This is a genomic window from Candidatus Brocadia sp. (assembly GCA_021646415.1).
Lineage (GTDB): Bacteria > Planctomycetota > Brocadiia > Brocadiales > Brocadiaceae > Brocadia.
In genome coordinates this window covers 21,679-38,321 of record SOEU01000027.1, presented here as the reverse complement: position 1 = coordinate 38,321, position 16,643 = coordinate 21,679, and the positions used below count along the sequence as shown (strand labels likewise).

The 16,643-nt window shown below is 42.3% G+C and carries 14 protein-coding genes; 10 read left to right on the top strand and 4 right to left on the bottom strand.

The window, feature by feature from the left end; translation table 11 throughout:
• Nucleotides 1-167: 167 nt before the first annotated feature.
• Nucleotides 168-1,832, bottom strand: coding sequence for an FMN-binding glutamate synthase family protein (locus E3K36_15675; protein ID MCF6156633.1), 1,665 nt, complete (start codon nt 1,830-1,832; stop codon nt 168-170).
• Nucleotides 1,833-2,271: 439 nt separating this feature from the next.
• Between E3K36_15675 and E3K36_15670 the strand changes: the two genes are divergently transcribed.
• The 4 genes from E3K36_15670 to E3K36_15655 all read left to right on the top strand — a co-directional run bounded on the left by E3K36_15670 (nt 2,272) and on the right by E3K36_15655 (nt 6,777).
• Nucleotides 2,272-3,267, top strand: coding sequence for an AAA family ATPase (locus tag E3K36_15670; GenBank protein MCF6156632.1), 996 nt, complete (start codon nt 2,272-2,274; stop codon nt 3,265-3,267).
• A 5-nt stretch (nt 3,268-3,272) separates the two neighbouring features.
• Nucleotides 3,273-4,127 (top strand): DUF58 domain-containing protein, encoded by an 855-nt coding sequence (locus E3K36_15665; protein MCF6156631.1) that lies wholly within the window; start codon nt 3,273-3,275, stop codon nt 4,125-4,127.
• Nucleotides 4,124-5,503 (top strand): hypothetical protein, encoded by a 1,380-nt coding sequence (locus E3K36_15660; GenBank protein ID MCF6156630.1) that lies wholly within the window; start codon nt 4,124-4,126, stop codon nt 5,501-5,503. The genes E3K36_15665 and E3K36_15660 overlap by 4 nt, the downstream gene beginning before the upstream one ends.
• 254 nt (nt 5,504-5,757) lie before the next feature.
• The gene (locus E3K36_15655) at nt 5,758-6,777 is read left to right on the top strand and encodes a VWA domain-containing protein (protein ID MCF6156629.1); all 1,020 of its coding nucleotides are present in this window, start codon (nt 5,758-5,760) and stop codon (nt 6,775-6,777) included.
• Nucleotides 6,778-6,882: 105 nt separating this feature from the next.
• Here the strand turns inward: E3K36_15655 and E3K36_15650 are convergent, their stop codons facing one another.
• A complete protein-coding gene (locus E3K36_15650) occupies nt 6,883-8,271 on the bottom strand; it encodes a CoA-binding protein (GenBank protein ID MCF6156628.1) in 1,389 nt (462 codons plus the stop codon).
• A 535-nt stretch (nt 8,272-8,806) separates the two neighbouring features.
• Here E3K36_15650 and E3K36_15645 point away from each other — a divergent pair.
• From E3K36_15645 to E3K36_15625, 5 genes are all read left to right on the top strand, one after another.
• Nucleotides 8,807-10,111 carry an MFS transporter gene (locus E3K36_15645; GenBank protein MCF6156627.1) on the top strand — a complete coding sequence of 435 codons (1,305 nt, stop codon included), beginning with the start codon at nt 8,807-8,809 and terminating at the stop codon, nt 10,109-10,111.
• A 351-nt stretch (nt 10,112-10,462) separates the two neighbouring features.
• The gene (locus tag E3K36_15640) at nt 10,463-10,705 is read left to right on the top strand and encodes a hypothetical protein (GenBank protein ID MCF6156626.1); all 243 of its coding nucleotides are present in this window, start codon (nt 10,463-10,465) and stop codon (nt 10,703-10,705) included.
• 206 nt (nt 10,706-10,911) lie between these two features.
• Nucleotides 10,912-11,655, top strand: a complete 744-nt coding sequence (locus E3K36_15635) for a 1-acyl-sn-glycerol-3-phosphate acyltransferase (protein MCF6156625.1) — start codon at nt 10,912-10,914, stop codon at nt 11,653-11,655.
• 24 nt (nt 11,656-11,679) lie between these two features.
• On the top strand, nt 11,680-12,459 hold the full coding sequence (locus E3K36_15630; protein MCF6156624.1) for an alpha/beta fold hydrolase: 780 nt from the start codon (nt 11,680-11,682) through the stop codon (nt 12,457-12,459).
• Nucleotides 12,460-12,984: 525 nt separating this feature from the next.
• Entirely contained in the window at nt 12,985-13,194 is a 210-nt protein-coding gene (locus tag E3K36_15625) for a hypothetical protein (GenBank protein ID MCF6156623.1), read from the top strand.
• On the opposite strand, the gene rpiB is transcribed toward E3K36_15625, so the two are convergent.
• Nucleotides 13,191-13,643 carry a ribose 5-phosphate isomerase B gene (rpiB, locus tag E3K36_15620; GenBank protein ID MCF6156622.1) on the bottom strand — a complete coding sequence of 151 codons (453 nt, stop codon included), beginning with the start codon at nt 13,641-13,643 and terminating at the stop codon, nt 13,191-13,193. The genes E3K36_15625 and rpiB overlap by 4 nt on opposite strands.
• A 238-nt stretch (nt 13,644-13,881) precedes the next feature.
• On the bottom strand, nt 13,882-14,508 hold the full coding sequence (locus tag E3K36_15615) for a threonylcarbamoyl-AMP synthase (GenBank protein MCF6156621.1): 627 nt from the start codon (nt 14,506-14,508) through the stop codon (nt 13,882-13,884).
• Between the two features lie 211 nt (nt 14,509-14,719).
• On the opposite strand from E3K36_15615, the gene E3K36_15610 reads away from it, so the two are divergent.
• Nucleotides 14,720-16,537 carry a hypothetical protein gene (locus tag E3K36_15610; GenBank protein ID MCF6156620.1) on the top strand — a complete coding sequence of 606 codons (1,818 nt, stop codon included), beginning with the start codon at nt 14,720-14,722 and terminating at the stop codon, nt 16,535-16,537.
• Nucleotides 16,538-16,643: the final 106 nt, after the last annotated feature.

The following is a 16,643-nucleotide window of genomic DNA, read 5'->3' as shown; positions in this document are numbered from 1 at the left end:
ATTCAAACAGGCTATTAATTCCCTGCTTGAATTTGCCTCAACAAGCACTCTCTCAAAGAACGAAAATCTTGCTCGTGACTATTTTAAAATCAAATTGAAACGACTGAAGAAAAAATTCGCCGCTTAAATTTTAACAAAGTACTGGTAATAATAAAATTTACTATGATTTATTTTTTACCCTTACCCTTTTTCCTTGCTACAGGTTTTGGGGATACTTTTGGTTTTACCTTTGCTGCTGGTTTAGCAGGTTTTTCTTTTCCCATGAGGATCCGTTCAGCTTCCTCACGGTCTGCATCCATAATGTATTTTATCCCGGTTACTTCAGTTGCTTCACGAGTCAGAGTTACAATATCGTCTCTTGTTAAATATTCCAGGGCAAACTTTCTTGCGCCGCACATCAATTGTCGCAGTCCCTGGGATAAACGTTGATAATATGAATAAACACCAATTGCCCCGGGAGGTACCTCACGACCATTGGCACCGAATAGTTTTTTTACCCTGGATGCCAGAACAAATATTTCTTCCAGTGTTTTTCCATAAGGTTCAACAGTCTTGTCAACGCTGTTTTTCTTGATTTGCTCGGCAATTAATTTTCCCACATGGGCAGCACAGAGTGGCGGGCGTGCCATTCCTACAGCCTTTACATACGGTGCGCCAAGTGCCATAGCTTTAAAGATATCATCCTCAAAGGCAAAGCCGCCGGCAAGGATGATATCCGGAACGTACTGCCCTTTTGATGCCAATTTATGTACATAATTATACGTAAGAGATGCGATATATAAGGTTGGTACTCCCCATTCATTCATCATATGCCAGGGACTCATGCCCGTACCACCACCGGCACCATCAACTGTTAGGACATCCACACCGGCGATAGAACTATAACGAACCGCCCTGGCCAGATCTGCCGGTCTATAAGCGCCCGTCTTCAAGAAAACATATTTTGCGCCTGCCTTCCGTAATTCTTTCACCCTTTTTACAAACCCCTCTTCCGATACCATTCCAACCCTGGAGTGCCTTTCAAATTCTTTAAATGCCTTCCCGAAAAGAGACACCACCGTATTGTCATACGGATCAGGGAGTACAATATAACCACGATCTCTCAACATTCTCGCTTTTTCCAGGCTATCAATCTTAACTTCCCCCCCAATATCTTTGGCACCTTGCCCCCATTTCAATTCTACGGCCTGAACACCCAATTTTGAAACGCCATACTCCACTACACCTAATCGGGAATCTTCTACATTTTCCTGTAGTACAATTGTTCCATAGCCATCCTGTTGCCAATCCTGAAAGGCTTTTACACGATACTCAATATCGGGACAGTACGTTATCTTTCCATTTTCGAACTTGGAATTTACATCCATACCACCCACATTTTCACCAATAGTTAAAACCGTACCAGAAATTGCGGAACCGACAGCTATCCCGTCCCAATGTGTTTTGGCAACTTTCGTTGACCCCAACCCTGGAATCACAATAGGTAACTTTAGTTTAATCCCCTTGTCTTTCCCTAACCGTGTTTCTACGCTTACGTTCTCAAAAATTGCCTTGTCGCTGTTAGCCTCTATTCCTACCGCTCCAACGGCAGTTCCCATAATATTTAAATGGGAAAAGTCTACGGGATACTCCTTGTCTGCCCCGGCCGTAATAGTTCCGAACGGCTGTGGATATAAATTTTCCGATGCCCTGAAGGCTGATTTCCCGATCTCGCATAAGCCTGGACACTCATCCACACAAACCGAACACATGCCGCTGGCATGTGTTCTATCGTTAGGTGTTCTGTTTTTTGTACGTGTTGCTGCAGACGCATTTGGTTTTGAAAATGTCATTTTCAAACCCCTTTCCATGAATTAAATTTATCAAACTAAACGGTAATTGAATTTGCCTTTTTCATAATTTATGAATTAAATTTTCAGTATATACACATTTTTAAATTTGCTGTCAATACAATTCTACAAAGAAACAAACGACAGCCATAAGAGCATATGGCATGCCAATATATGTACGAAGATTTCCTTGTTTGGAAAAATTTATTGTGGTTAGTTGTATCTTAATGAAATTACATTGAGTTGTAATAAAAGAACCATAATTTGTTTGTAAACAAAAAAAGGAAACTATATAATTCAATCTAAAAATAAAATGCGTGTTGGCTGAAAATAACCTGTGATGTGGCGGTTTATCCCCGCCAACTCGGACACATCCAAAATGGAAATAAATGTAAGATAATTTGGCCGCGGTTTGCTGCGGCAAGATGGGGGATAGAAAACTGTGAAGACACGGACAAAAACACTAGTGCATGATAGGGATTTTATCAAAGAAAAGGTCGAAAAGATAAAAAAGGAAGTGGGAAAGGTTATTGTCGGACAGGAAGAAATGATTGAGACTGTCATTGTTGCGCTCCTTTCGGACGGCCATATCCTCCTGGAAGGTTATCCGGGGCTCGGGAAGACTATAACGGTAAAAACCCTTGCCCGAGTATTAGATGCAAAATTCAAACGGGTGCAGTTTACGCCGGACCTCATCCCCGGTGACATTACAGGATTTGAAATGTGGGATCCGGAAACAAGGAAAAGCCGGATACAAAAAGGGCCTGTATTTACCAATTTACTCCTTGCGGATGAAATTAATCGTGCGCCGGCAAAAGTTCAAAGCGCCTTACTCGAGGCGATGCAGGAAAAGCAGGTGACTATTGGTAGGGAAACCTATCTTTTGGAAAAATTATTCCTTGTACTGGCAACTCAAAACCCCATTGAGATATCAGGAACGTATCTGTTGCCGGAGGCCGAAATAGACCGATTCATGTTTAAACTAAAAGTACGCTACCCGGCATATGGAGATGAAAGGGAAATTACAGAAAGGCAGATTCGGGATGAGGAGGCTGAATTAGACGTTGTTTTAGACACGAAAGAAGTGATCTCTTTAAGGCACACAATTTCTGAATGGCTACCTTTGGAAGAAACCTCAGTCATTGTAAAATATATTACACGCCTCGTTAGGGCAACAAGACCGGAAGAAGGGAATGGAGAGTTAAGAAATCTCGTAATGTACGGGGCATCACCCAGAGCAACTATTGCTCTAGCGAAAGCAGCCCGCGTTTATGCCTTTATTCATGGAGCTGATATGGTATTGCCGGAACATGTTCATAAAATGGCTTATCCCGTCTTACGGCATAGAATTATACTCACTCATGAGGCTGAATCCCAGGGCATTGATTCTGACGGTATCATTGAAAAAATCCTTCATCGGGTTCCCATTTTGGAATAAACAAGATGAAGAGGAGAATAAAGCTTTCGTTACAACGATTGATTGGAAACCTCTTCGAGGGGGTATTCTCTAGTTATGTAAATGCTTTGCATGGTCTGGAACTTGACGAGCTTCGGCAATACCAGCCTGGAGATGATTGTAAATCCATCGACTGGAAGGCAACGGTAAAGACCGGAAAACTCCATGTACGCATGAAATTAGTGGATAAACGAGTCACCATCATATTTCTTGTTGACAAAAGCCGGTCAGAAAAGTTTGGTTCTTTTCTTAATACAAAGGAAGAGGTTCAATCAAGTATTCTCTCAATCCTTGTCCATGCCGCATCGGAAACTGGTAATGAAATAGGTTTTATTACATTCACTGACAGGGTGGAAAATTATATTCAGCCCAAAGCCGGAGAAAAGGAAGCGCTAATAAATGTAAAAAATATTTTACGTGAAACACCGTCGAGTACTCGTACCGACTTAAATAACGCTTTTCAATTTTTACACGAAAAAATTTCCCCCCCGGCTTTGGTATTTCTATTATCTGATTTTTTGGCGCCTTATAACTATGAACAGTCGCTGAAAATGCTATCTTATCTGCACGAAGTAATTCCAATTGTTATTTCCGACAGAACGGAATCGTCCTTGCCAGATGCGAGGGGATTTCTGGCTGTTCAGGATATAGAGACAGGTACGATAAAATCACTTGATATTTCAACCGCATGCAGAGAGTCTTTACCTTATCTGACTTTGTTTCGGAAACTTAATATAGACCATCTTGCACTGCTTACTGAGGAAAATGAGGAAATGTGGATTAAAAAAATCTCTGAATTTTTCGACAGACGTATCAGGAGGGGGGGGAGAAGGAGACGATGAAGTATTTTTATATCATCTTATGTGTCAGCGCTGTGTTTTGGGGAAACGGTATTCTTCATGTCAATGCACAAGAGCAACTCCAAACTCAGGAACTTGCAGAAATGGGACAAGAACAAGAACCGGTACTGACGGATAAACCGCTTGAAATATGGACATTTATTGATGATTACCGGATAATCACGGGCAAGACACTGCATCTGACCGTTCAGGTTTTGTGGAAGTTAGGGGTGACAGTTAATCTGGAAAGTGTGGATAAAATCGATCTTTCCCCGTTTAAGGTGGAAGGTGTAATAATAGGAGAACGCCAAATCTTTGATAACGAACATGATTATCTGATAATTACCTATGCACTTTCGTTGCCTTCGGATATGAAAGATGGTATTTATTCTATCCCTTCTCTTTCTCTTTCTTACAGAAATGAGGTTGATAAGAGCGAAGGCATGGCAGCTTCATCGCCTGTTGCAGTTAAAAAGGTGCCTATTCTTGTTGAAGGAAAGGTGGACAAGGACGTCATCACCATCGGAGACCGCGTCAATTATGCCCTCACAATCCGGCACGAAAAAAATGTGAAACTATTGTGGGAAACCATTGAAAAACTCAATTTTTCTCCGTTTGAGGTTTTAAAAACGGAGAGAGAACAGTTTACGGAAGGAAATATCGAAAAGATAGTACTCAATTACACCCTTTCACTGTATGAACTGGGCGGGAAAAAAAAGACCCCTGAAATTCCTGAGCTAACGATTTTGTATTATGTGGAATCACCTTCAAAGCCTGACAAAGGAACAGGCACCATTGAGACAAAAGAAGTGAAGACGGTCGCCATCCCTATTATTGTCAACAGTCTTCTGAAGGCAGTAGACGTACCTTTAGAAGGAATTAAAGGGCCAATGTACTATTCAAAAAAATCTCTGTTTTCCCATGGATATTTGCCCATGAGTCTTGGTGTCGTTTTGTTTTTGTTTTTGGGTGTGACTGCGTTACGTTCTATCGTTGGAAAGGTATCACCGGCTTCACCAAAACCGATAAGTGAAACTCCTCAAATTGCACTGGAAAGATTAAAAAATGCCATATCATCTTCCCAGTTCACAGAAGACGACTCATTAAATCAAGAGAATGTCTACAATATTAATAAAGCATTAAGAACGTATCTCGGTGTGCTTATTGGCATTTCAAATGCAACGGCACAATCTGCCACAACGTCGAATTTCCTGAAGTACGATACAAAAAAACGACTCCCGGAAGAAAGTTCAATTCCCATCCAAACGGTATTAAAACAACTCGATAGCCTTATTTTTGGAAAACACGTTGAGAAAGAAGCATTTGACAAAATGTTGCAGGGGGCAGAAGGAATTATAGCATGGACTGGTCCTAAATAGCATTTTACCCTTTACCCCTTAATCTGAAATCGTAAATCCATTGTATAGGAATTTCCATTTTATTTATGCGACTTGTAGAGCGAAGAGCCTCTTCGCCCTACATTGAAAAAGCTGCCCGGGGTCTAATTGAACGATCTTATAAAAAATATTTTGACACTTTTAGCAAAAATAAAATTAACCCTGACAGGGTTGACGCACAAATTTCGTGTTTCGGATTTTGTCTCTTCCGACTCGTTTGAGTTAGGTGCAGATAAATGACCTTCGCCAACCCCTTATTCTTTCTGCTTCTCATTCCCTTTGGTTTATTATGTCTCTTTTGGAGGGAAAAGAAGTTTCTTGGGTATTCCAGCCTCTATTACATAAGAGAACCTGCAGGGCCCAAACGGATTATCGCCCGTCTCAATAAACCCGTTTTTTTTGGTGCGGTGTTCTTTGCAATCGTGGCCATTGCACATCCGCAGACAAGGTATTACAAGGAGGAGACTGCCCTGCAGGGACGGGAGATCGTCCTCTCCATAGATACCTCTTTTAGTATGACGGGAACGGCCATTGAAACAATAAAAAAGGTTGTCGGTGATTTTATTAAAAAACGGTCGAATGACCTAATCGGTATTACGATCTTCGGTACGGATGCCGCCCTCATTGTTATTCCTACCATGGAAACCCAGTTACTGGAAAAATCCCTGGAACGTGTACAAGCTTCTCAGGTGGGTTATCAAACGGCCATTGGAGAAGGGCTCTTTACCTCGATCTCGGCACTGTTTGAAAGAGAGATGGGAAAGCAATTTACCATTAAAGAATTGAGAAACAGTATTAATAAAGAATACCTTGCCGATTATGCCATTTCTTTCGTCAAAGAAATGGAACAAAGGGAGGTGCTTAAAAATAAACTTATCATCCTCTTTACGGATGGGATATACAACATTGGTATCTCACCCACCAGACCCTTGCGCCTGTTGAAAAGAATGGGAATAAAGGCATATGTCGTAGCGGTAAAGGCTTCGGATGTTACCGGCGTAGATCCGGAAGTTGCAGCCGAACATATTGAAGAGTTAAAGGAGGCCGTCGAGTCAACCGGTGGGAAGTATTACCATGCAGAGGATTTTGAAGAGGTTGCCAAATTTTACAATGAGATCGACAAAATCGAAAAGGACAAGATTACCATAGAAACTGTTCTCAAGAAAAAAGACCTTTATCTCTTCCCCACCATTGCAAGCCTTTTTCTTCTTTTGGTTTCTGTTTTTATAGAAAATGTCTGGATGCGCATACCCTGAAGCGGCATAGTCTCAACCAAATCCCCCTTAAACTAGGGGGTGAAGGGGTTGTAAAAAAATTGCAGAAATTGGAAAAGAAGTTTGGAACATTTGATTTGTAATTTTTTATATTGCCGAATGCACAGCGCCTTCCTGCAATACTCTCCTTTTCATGAGCATTGACATAGCCCGTACACTCCTTTCAGGAGAGGGATAAACAGGAAACTCCCGTTCTTCAAATAATTGTTTTACCTTCGTGGTAAATGCACCTCCCACCGTGCATATAATTGCAGGCTTTCCCGATCGTTTCATGGTATCCGTGACAAGATCGACCACCTTCTCGGTCATGCCCTGAGGCGCCATGAGTGGTATGATAATGGCAGCGTCGTATTCGTCACTTTCGATCATGCACGTCTGTAGGGCGTCGTAATAGTCTTTATCGCATGCACTTCCGGTTAAATCAACAGGGTTGTTTACCACATAGAATGTTGAAAATTTACTTCTCAGTTTCTCTTTTAACAGGGGAGAAGGGGGCGGTACTTCCAACCCGTTTTCAGAACAGTGATCGGCCACAATAACACCAAAGCCACCGCCATTGGTAACAATGAGAATTCTGTTTCCTTTCGGGGGATTCTGCATGGAAAGGGCCTTCACACCGTCGATAAATTCCTCCAGACCGTTTGCCTCAATAATCCCGGATTTCAGGAATGCGGCTTTGTATATTTCATAATTTCCCGCAATTGCGCCTGTATGGGATTTGGCGGCTGCAATACCGGCCGCACCCTTTCCAACCTTGAGCGCTACAATAGGTTTCTTCTTTGAACAGGATTTAGCTGCTTCGATAAACCGCCTTCCATGGTCGACTGATTCCATATAGATAGCAATTACCTTTGTATGGATATCATCTCTTAAAAATGGCAAGAGAGCAGACTCCCCCACGTCGATTCTATTCCCGTAGTTTACCATCCTGGCTATACCTAATCCCTCCAGTGTTGCAATGTCCAGCAGGGCCACGGCAAAGGCACCACTCTGAGAGAGAATCGAGAGGGAACCTTTTTTCGGGTTGCTGACCCTTTCCCACGACAGGAATGAGGTGGTAAAATTGGTATAATTATCCAAAACCCCCAAACAATTAGGGCCGAGGATCTTGATGTCGTTTCCGATTGCAACCTGTCTGATCCTCTCTTCCATTTCAATACCTTCGGCACCCATTTCCCGGAAACCAGCGCTGATAATTATGGCATGATGAATTCGTTTGCGCGCCTGTTGCTTTATGACATCCAATACCAGCGACGCTGGGATGGCGATTACCGTTAGTGCTATTTCATCCGGGATATCCAGTATCGAGGGAAAACATTTTAAGCCAAAGACTGCCCCGTATTTGGGATTTACCGGGTATATCTTACCCTGAAAACCCTTATCAAGGAGGTTTTTCAGGATAATGCCCGGTAAACTGCCTGGTTTTTCCGTAGCGCCAACAATGGCAACCGATGAAGGATTAAAAAAAGTTTCCATCTGTAGAATCTGTGAAATCTGCGGTTTCAACTCTTGTTGTCCATTCCAGGAATCTGCAAGTACAACTAATAACAGGAGCAAGGGGATAAATCAAGGATAAAAAATTATCGAAATCAGTACAATGATACGATAAAATGACAACACATCCTGTGTCCTGCCATGAAAATGGTAATTATTTAACCAACTGGAAAAAAATATGATTACTTTTCGCATATCCAATTCTGTTTCAGTAAAAAACTATAGTATGTATTGAGCGTATGTTATAATTTATCATTACTAAAAATCAATTTTAAATCACTCACTGATCTTCTAGCTTAAAAATGGAATGCTGTTTTATCGCCGGATTAAGGATTAAAAAATTCTTGCTTTAGCCATCCGCCGGATGGTATTTTACATGCCATAAAGTTCCCTTTTTTAGTGAATCACATTGCCCGCAGAATTGTCACCCAAATTCCTTCGATCTCTCGTTAAATCGTGTTTTACTATTCATAATTACAAAGCAGAACTTTTTATGAGAAAACAGCGGAAATAGCCAATGCAGCTCGATGACAAGAAAGCGATCTTCGGATGGAGTATGTATGATTGGGCCAATTCAGCCTTTGCCACAACGATCATGGCTGGATTTTTTCCGATTTTTTTTAAACAATTCTGGAGTGCCGGCGCTGATGCCACCGTAAGTACTGCAAGATTAGGACTTGCAAATTCTATTGCCGGCGTTACTGTGGGTCTGTCAGCTCCTGTATTGGGTGCTATTGCTGACAAAGGAACATCAAAAAAGAAGTTTCTTCTTTTTTTCGCTTACATGGGTGTGGTGATGACTTCTTCCCTATACACGGTTTCAAAGGGTAATTGGCCTATTGCTGTCATGTTCTATGTCCTGGCAACCATTGGGTTCTCCGGAGGTAACATTTTCTATGACGCATTGATCACTGGTGTTGCATCTGAGAAGAAGATAGATTTTGTTTCTGCTTTGGGTTTTTCTCTGGGCTATCTGGGGGGTGGTATACTTTTCACTCTCAATGTATGGATGACCCGCAGTCCTGAAACATTCGGATTTGCAGATGCCGGAGAAACTATAAAATTCTCATTCCTCTCCGTAGGTATCTGGTGGGCAGTCTTTTCGGTTCCGCTATTCCTCTTTGTGAAAGAGCCAAGAAATGAAAAAGCTGATTCGGCTACAGGTATAAGCGTGGTGAAGGCAGGTTTTGCTCAATTAAAAGAGACTTTTCAAAAGATCCGACATTTGAAAACTATTTTTTTGTTCCTTGTCGCTTACTGGCTCTATATTGATGGTGTGAATACAATTATACACATGGCGGTGGATTATGGCATTTCCATTGGCTTCGAATCCAGCGACTTAATCGTTGCATTGCTCGTCACCCAGTTCGTTGGTTTTCCAGCCGCCATAGTATTTGGTTACCTTGGGGTTAAGATAGGCGCCAGGCGTGCCATTTTTATCGCCATTGCAGTTTATCTGTTTGTTTCCATCTGGGGTGCCTTTATTCAAAGCAAAAAAGAGTTTTTTATCCTCGCCGTTATCGTTGGTCTGGTCCAAGGAGGTATTCAGGCACTAAGTCGCTCATATTATGCAAAAATAATCCCTGTCGACAAATCAGCTGAGTACTTTGGCTTCTATAATATGCTCGGCAAATTCTCAGTTGTTATCGGCCCGGTCCTCATTGGGGGAGTCGGTCTACTGGTAAAATCTATGGGTTACAGTGGTAATATTGCATCACGAGCAGGCATCATATCGGTTTCGTTCTTCTTCATAGCAGGCGGAACTCTATTCTATTTCGTACATGAGGAGAAGGGAAGAGACGAGGCTAAATATTTGTCTTAAAAAGCCCATGATTAATTGGGGGGCTTGGATTTCCTCAAATATACTCCCAATAATTACTCTTCTAAAAACCATCGGTCTTGTTTTTCGGTAAACCCCTGGCGTAATTTACTGGGGCAACTTCTCCTGACTTGCTATAAATCAGGGCAAAGGTCAGTATGGTCATGGTGGGAAAACGTAGCCACAAATTCACGACCCTGCTTATATTGCCCCTGCCTATCCTGTGATCTTCGTCATGGGTATCTTTACCTGTCTCTTTTCGCCGGCAAAATTTTCAATAATTCCCAATCTTTTGAGGACCGCCATCTTCTGTTTGCAAATTCACTCATTGCCTCTTCGGCGCTCTTAAGCGTTTTGGCCGGTACTGCTGCGGGCTGTATTATCTTTGATTCTGTGGGATTCAGGGCATCTATGTACTTCGACGGCTTTACCTATCTGTTCTCTGCCGCTACCATATGGAAGCTAGTGTTTGGCATTATGACCTTTTCTTTGGTAGAATCATATACCGTTGCTTCGTACATTATCTTTTTTATAGGAATTGCAGGCGGGGCATTCCTTACCCCCCATCAATGCGGATATCCAGAAGATCACTCCTGACGGGTTAAGGGGAAGAACATTTGCCTGAAAGGATATCTTTGTAAGCGCTGCAATGGTAGCACCGATACTGATTGTAGGGAAACCAACAACCATAATTTCCAGTCAAAAACTGATGTTGTATCTGGGCACGGGCATTTTTCTGGCCGGTATTATCGTAGCATGAGGGAGTTTCAAACTGAATACCATATTGCAACAGGGAACAAAAGATGCATAATTTCCGGACAAATCACACGAAACCCCTCTTTCCTGAATGGCGACGAAAGGGGATGAATCATCAAATATGTGCATGTATTTATGGCATTTTCCCCAGGATCACTGGTTTTCTGAATAATTGTTTCTTCTTTGTGCTCAAGGCAATAGGCGTAATTGTATTAAAAATATTTTATCACACCGAGGTTGAAAATAGAGGGAGAATACCACTTCAAGGGCCTCTGATTGTGGCAGCAAACCATTTCAGTTACATGGATCCTGTCGTACTTCAATCGATGTTTCCAAGACGTATTTCTTTTATGATGACGGAACTCTACTACGAGGGTCGTTGGAAATGGCTTTTTAAAATATTACATTGCATCTGTGTAAAAGAGAAAGGTTCCAACATAGCCGCACTGAAAGAAGGCATTGAAGTGCTGAAAAAGAATGGTGTCCTGGGCATCTTCCCCGAGGGGGGGGTAAGCAGGGAAGGCCGTCTCCAGGAAGGAAATCCGGGTATCGGTTTTCTGGCTGTAAAGAGCGGCGCACCCGTCATTCCGGCATTTATCTCCGGTACTTACGAGGCATTACCAAAGGGCGCCAAGATACCGAAAATTTCCAGAATTAAAATAATCTTTGGAAGACTCCAGGTATTTGATAATATCGAAAACAAGGAAAACAAAAAAGGAATTGTGGAGATTACAAATTCGATTATGGATCAAATTGAAAAACTATCTTTTTTTGATAAACAGACGAAATGAATTTCTGGGGCTTTTATTAAAATTATGCAACAAAATTCTATACTGAGTGATTTATCTTTTTATAGCAAGGAATTTACTCTTGGTCATGGTAATACGGCGTGCCTGCTCATCCATGGCTTTGGTTGTGGACCGATCCAGATGCGGGAGCTTGCAGAAAATTTATGTAATTGGGGCTTTACTGCCAGGGGCATTCTTTTGCCAGGACATTGTGGGAATACGGGCGGACTCTCATTAAATTCGCATCACGATTGGATCGCAAAGGTAGAGTTTGAGTATCATCAGTTAAAAAGGAAATACAAAGAGGTTATCGTTATCGGATTTTCTTTAGGTGCACTATTGACCTTGCAATTGGCCCTAAAATACCCAATAGGAAGGATCGTCCTCATGGGCACCCCACTGTTTATAATCCGGAAATATTTTCCCATACAGAGTATAATCAGGATATGCAAAAATTTCATGAAAAGGGTAAAAACCTGGAAAAGAAAGTGTTATATGGAGACGGAAGGATACACTGGCTACTTGCACCAACCGGTCGATACCCATTTTTCAATCCCGGCATTATATGGACTTACCGAGATCATTCAGGCTGTCGATCTAGGACTCAAGGATGTAAAGTCATCTGCGATGGTTATCCATTCCAAAAAAGACCTTATTGCTGCACCTGCAAGTGCAAGACACGTGATGAATCATCTTGGGTCGGATAACAAAAGATTGGTTTGGCTTGAGAGGAGTCATCACTTAATGATGTATGATAAGGAAAAGGACGTGGTTTTCAGGGCTATAAAAGAATTTGTGACAATGTAGTTTTTTGAAAAAATCTCAAGAATAACGATGCCTTGCGGTCTAAAATAGGGCGTATTGCAAATATGGTTCTTGCCGGTTTAATCGTCCACGATTGAACCAAAAACAGTTGGCTTCTTTCATGGCTGAAACTAGTTTAAAATCTGAACCAGGTAGGGCAGGGCATTGCCGCATTGCCCGCCATAATCAATCCCACGGTTCCAAAGCGGCAGACATTCGCATATTTAACGTAGAGTATCGTACGCGTATCACCCCAATTACCGATTATTTGTCAAAACCATTTCGATCCAATCTTTCATGCAGAATCCACCCAGATTGCCCAATTTTTAAAAGAGTAGGACATTTGATTACAGGAAGGATGGCATGGCCTGGGTCGTTTGGTTCGACTCCGGCTTTTGCAACTATGCATATACAGACAACAATATCAGGCACTACGTTCGGGCAGTAAGGGGAAAGATCTGATAATGCCGTGTATCTGTGTCCCCCTCTGGAGGGGGATAGGGGGAGGAGACATTAAGTTTTCTTTGTATTATAGTGGCAAAAAACCAGGCAGGACGTGACAGTGAATATCACTTTGAAGATCGGGAGATAAATCATGATGTTTTATTGGAATACAGCAAATATTTCGGCAAGTTGTTCAAACAGTTAGGCATTTCCAATTTCACGTTCCACAATCTGAGACATACCTTTGCAAGTCTTCAGGGTGATTTAGGAACCGGTGCAATTACCCTGAACTAGATTCCTCCCCCATTTTCAACTTCCATGATCTTTTCTAAGCGACGGGCGTGTCTCCCACCCTCAAAAGGGGTTTCCAACCACAGCTTGGCCTTTTGCTCTAAAAGCTCTTCATCTATGACATCAGCGCCGATACACAATACATTGGAATCATTGTGCCTTCGGCTCATCTCAACCGTATAAAGATTATGGCAGCATGCAGCCCGCACGCCCCGTACTTTATTTGCCACTACAGACATCCCAATCCCGGTACCGCAGATCAGAATCGCCCGTGCGCATTCCCCTGATCCCACAGCCCGGGCCGCCTGTAATCCGTAATCTGGATAGTCCACTGATTCATTATTTTTATCCGTACCGAAATCCTTTACCGTGTGCCCCATCTGTGTAAGCATAGCTGCTACACGCTTTTTAAAATCAAAACCTCTGTGATCTGACGCTAATGCAATTTTCATTCTATACTCTTTTACTATCGCTTATAAAAATTTTATGAAAGATAAAAAACCACATGTATAACTACAACAATACCGAGTATTTCGTACAGGAGTAAAACCTGCGTTTCCTTGGATTGGACAGCCAAGAACCAATCTAATCCAATGTTAAAGAATTTCAAACCAACGTTGTAGTGGTCAAGGTGCGCCTTGCCACTACTGTTAAAGAAGTTGCCGAAGGCCTGATTCGCTCGTATAAATATTACACTTTTACCAAACCCTTTTCAAGGCGATTTCGTATCATAGCCTCTGAAATTATACCCTGGCGGAAGATCTCGAAGGTATCATCTTTCAACCCGAGTATGGTAGAAGGGGAGCGAAACCGTGTCGAACCGCCGTCAAGTATTATGGAGATCTTGCCTCGAAAGTCCATCAGCACCTGTTGCGCGTCTGTGGAGGGAGGATATCCGGAAATGTTTGCACTTGTAGTAACGATAGGTATCTTTGCAGCCCGGATCAAATCCCTTGCCACCGTGTTATCGGGAAACCGTATACAAATGTCTGAACCGTCCTTTAAAGGGAAAATAATGGCTAACGCCCCCGGCCAGAAAAATTCCATCAATCTCTTTGCAGTGTTTGAAAAATGGTCAACATACTTTTTCACGTCGTCGGGATCAGCAATCATTAAGGTAAGTCTCTTTTCTTCGACTCTTTTCTTTACCTTATAGATACGTTCGACGGCTTTTGTGTTGTCTCTATAAGCCCCAAGTCCATATACAGTTTCTGTAGGGAAGGCAACCAGTTCACCCGCCCGTAATGCCCGGGCAGCTGCTTCTATGTGTTTTGAATAAAGATTTTGATCTCTGAGATTAAGTACTATTGTGTCCATTACTACGATCGCAGGAACTACCTGTTACGATAAACACATTAACTACGCTTCTATTTTCAAGTGTAAATCAGAGCTTGTGCCTTACCTGTCTTGCGTGGAATTAAAATTCCAGACACATATATTACCCGAAACAGTTTAGTTTTTAAATATAAATATTTCAACTTCTTTTATACCTTGACAATAAATTGTCAAATTTGGTAGAGTTTGCAGCATGGAATTAAAGATACATAAATTGTCTTATTTATTCATGTTTTTATGCATTTTCTCTGCCTTCGTTTTGCAGGGCAAGTCGTCACTTTTTGCTACGGAAAATATCATGAACGTTGACGAGATTGTTCCCGGCATGAAAGGATATGGCAAAACCGTTTTTACGGGTGACCGGATAGAAATATTTAATGTCGAAGTGCTGGGTATCTTGAAAAACTGGGAAGCAAAGAGCAACATGATCCTGGTCAGGATGTCGGGCGGCCCTTTGGAAAAATCCGGCATTATTGCAGGCATGAGCGGCAGTCCTGTTTATATCAACAATCGGCTTATTGGTGCCGTTGCCTATGGATGGAGTTTTTCAAAAGAGGCCATTGCGGGTATTACCCCGATCAATGAAATGAAAAGTACCTTGCTCAACATACCGGTACCTGAAAAAGGCATTTCACTGACTGCTGCAGACTGGGAACTCCCATCCTCATCACAGGACGATCCGGCAATAAGACCGCTGATCACTTCCTTAATACCACAGGAAGGAGTGAACCATGATTCGGGTAAAATATCACTTACCCCCATCCTTACTCCCCTGGTAGTATCGGGCGTTGACAGCGAAGTCTTGCAGAGAATGCAACCCCTCTTTAATGTTTATGGATTGTATCCTGTACAGGGGGGTAGCCATGTTTCCCCCCAAAATATCTTAGGGAAGAAAAGGCTTGTTCCGGGGGCATCGGTGGCGGCTATCCTGATCAGAGGCGACCTTAGTGCCGCAGTCGTTGGTACGGTAACTTATGTAGAAGGTGACGATGTCCTTGCCTTTGGGCACCCATTTTTACAAACGGGGAATGCAGACCTTCCCATGGCATCCGCCTATGTTTATACCGTCCTCAGCAGCCTGTCTAATTCTGTAAAAATGGCTTCTCCGGTAGAAATAGTCGGCAGCATACGCCAGGACAGAAGGGCAGGGATCGCCGGTATTCTCGGAGAGCCGCCCCGTATGATACCCTGTCATATCGAAGTGGAAGGTTCGCAAAAACTTCAATACAATTTTGAAATCGTAAATAATAAAATTTTAACACCGAGCCTTATCCTGATGGCAGCCCAAAGTGCTGTGTTGTCAACGGAAAGGAAGGTAGGAGAAAAATCGGTAAACATCAAACTCTCGGCTCAAATTGAAGGATACGAAAAACCCGTTGTAGTCGAAAACGTCTTTTACGAACTCGACCAATCGTGGTTTTCTCTTAACCACATAGTCCAGCCCTTTACCATGATTATCAATAACCAATTCCAGGCGGTACGGGTAAACAAGATCGATCTGAGAATTAAGGTATTGGATATCCGGCAAACAGCATATATCGAGTCCATTAAGGTGAATAAAAAGCAAGTGAAACCAGGGGACACACTCCAGGTAGACGTGTGTCTTAAACCATTTACCGGAGAAAGTTTTTATCAAACGGTAATGGTGCACATACCAGAAGATACCCTTCCGGGAAGTATGTTAAATGTTACGGCATGTGATGCCACGTTTGGCCATGCATTGAATCTGGGGCGGTCTGCGGGAAAGTATTTGCCTACGAATTTTGAACAGCTCCTGCGGTATATCGAAAATTTAGAGCGAAACAACAATCTCATGGTACGTGTCCTTTTAGCTAAAAAGGGAATTACCTATAAAGGAGAAGGATTCCCATCGCTTCCATCTTCAATGCTTTCCATTATGAGTTTTTCCAATCAAAGCGGGATTGGGCCTCTCTTTGATGAAGTGATAACCCGCATTCCAACAACATATGTGCTTAATGGAAATCAAACTATCCCGGTATCTGTTAAATGAAAGAAATGAACAAGAAAGGCTTTGCATTGCTAAAAGTATTTATGGAATTACATGATAAAAACTTCTTTTTTTGGCAAGTTTTTTCCCCACCCTTGCAAAGGGGGGG

Excerpts from the sequence above, each read along its gene's own strand:
- E3K36_15675 (MCF6156633.1), bottom strand. The coding sequence starts at position 1,832 with ATGACATTTTCAAAACCAAATGCGTCTGCAGCAACACGTACAAAAAAC.
- E3K36_15665 (MCF6156631.1), top strand. The coding sequence starts at position 3,273 with ATGAAGAGGAGAATAAAGCTTTCGTTACAACGATTGATTGGAAACCTC.
- E3K36_15660 (MCF6156630.1), top strand. The coding sequence starts at position 4,124 with ATGAAGTATTTTTATATCATCTTATGTGTCAGCGCTGTGTTTTGGGGA.
- E3K36_15655 (MCF6156629.1), top strand. The coding sequence starts at position 5,758 with ATGACCTTCGCCAACCCCTTATTCTTTCTGCTTCTCATTCCCTTTGGT.
- E3K36_15650 (MCF6156628.1), bottom strand. The coding sequence starts at position 8,271 with ATGGAAACTTTTTTTAATCCTTCATCGGTTGCCATTGTTGGCGCTACG.
- E3K36_15645 (MCF6156627.1), top strand. The coding sequence starts at position 8,807 with ATGCAGCTCGATGACAAGAAAGCGATCTTCGGATGGAGTATGTATGAT.
- E3K36_15635 (MCF6156625.1), top strand. The coding sequence starts at position 10,912 with ATGCATAATTTCCGGACAAATCACACGAAACCCCTCTTTCCTGAATGG.
- E3K36_15630 (MCF6156624.1), top strand. The coding sequence starts at position 11,680 with ATGCAACAAAATTCTATACTGAGTGATTTATCTTTTTATAGCAAGGAA.
- rpiB (MCF6156622.1), bottom strand. The coding sequence starts at position 13,643 with ATGAAAATTGCATTAGCGTCAGATCACAGAGGTTTTGATTTTAAAAAG.
- E3K36_15615 (MCF6156621.1), bottom strand. The coding sequence starts at position 14,508 with ATGGACACAATAGTACTTAATCTCAGAGATCAAAATCTTTATTCAAAA.
- E3K36_15610 (MCF6156620.1), top strand. The coding sequence starts at position 14,720 with ATGGAATTAAAGATACATAAATTGTCTTATTTATTCATGTTTTTATGC.